The following is a 1,024-nucleotide window of genomic DNA, read 5'->3' as shown; positions in this document are numbered from 1 at the left end:
ATCGACAAACATTTCGTAGAGCAGGGCGCAATCGGCTTGCATTTTTATTTGTGCTGTATCGCTCAAGGGTTCGTGAGAATTGCCATGCGTTTTGTGATCACCTTCAAAGACAAAGGTCCATTTATGCCCGTATTTCTCATCTGCACGGGATTGGTCAAGATGGGCGCAAACAACCCCAATGGAGCCTACAACACCGGTGCGTGCAATCCAGATTTGAGAAGCCGCACAAGCAATGGCATAAGCCGCCGAGCAAGCAAATTCATTGGCATGCGCCCAAATGGGTTTATTGTATTGTTTTGAAAGGGTTTGAAACTCTTCAACCAAATCAAAGATGCCACCGGCTTCTCCCCCACCACTATCAATATCAAGTAAGACGGCATGAACATCAGGCTGTGCCATGGCTTCACGAAAGGAAGCTCTTAACCCTTCATAAGAAGTCAATCCCGATAAAGCTCCAAGCCATGCACCGCGGCGTACAAGCGTGCCATGAACGGGTATTATAGCAATATTGTTTTGCACCACGTAAGTTTCAGGGGGTCTGAAAGCTGCTGTATTTTCTTGCGCAAAAGCTTTAGGGGCAAACTTTTCGCCTGCAAAAAGGCGTGGAGCAAGAGCATTAAGGATAATGTCAAGCTTTGTGGAGGCAAGCATGTGTGGAACCCCAAAAAGCCGTGATGCCAAGAACGGCATATCAAGATTATTCATCATTTTTATGTGCCTCACTACCTTGGTTACTTTCATAACTCTCAGAAGTCTCTGAATCTTCATCATCAATCGCTTGATTTTCACCAGAAGGCGCTGCCATATCCGTGTCAAAAGATAAGCCGCGCGCACGAGCGTCTGTGTGCTCTTCTTGCAGTTCGGCATGAATGCTGTCGATATCAAAGCCGCGCTCGGCAAGCGCCATGCGTCGTGTTTTCAAGCCAGCACGAATTTCTTCTTTTTCCGCCGTGATATCCTTGTTTGGATCAATCATTTCAAGCGGGGGCGCAAAGCTTTCACATTGAAGCCATGGCAAGGAATT

The 1,024-nt window shown here is 47.1% G+C and carries 2 protein-coding genes; both read right to left on the bottom strand.

What is annotated here, in order from left to right; translation table 11 throughout:
- Nucleotides 1-708 (bottom strand): S49 family peptidase (locus ACFIO3_RS15810; protein WP_375704663.1); only part of this gene is annotated, 708 nt, incomplete at its 3' end.
- The coding region (locus ACFIO3_RS15805; protein WP_375704662.1) for a hypothetical protein at nucleotides 698-1,024 on the bottom strand (327 nt) is incomplete at its 5' end. The genes ACFIO3_RS15810 and ACFIO3_RS15805, both read right to left, overlap by 11 nt.

This window comes from Bartonella sp. AD328YNZD, assembly GCF_042196425.1.
This window is presented reverse-complemented; position numbering and strand designations above follow the sequence as displayed.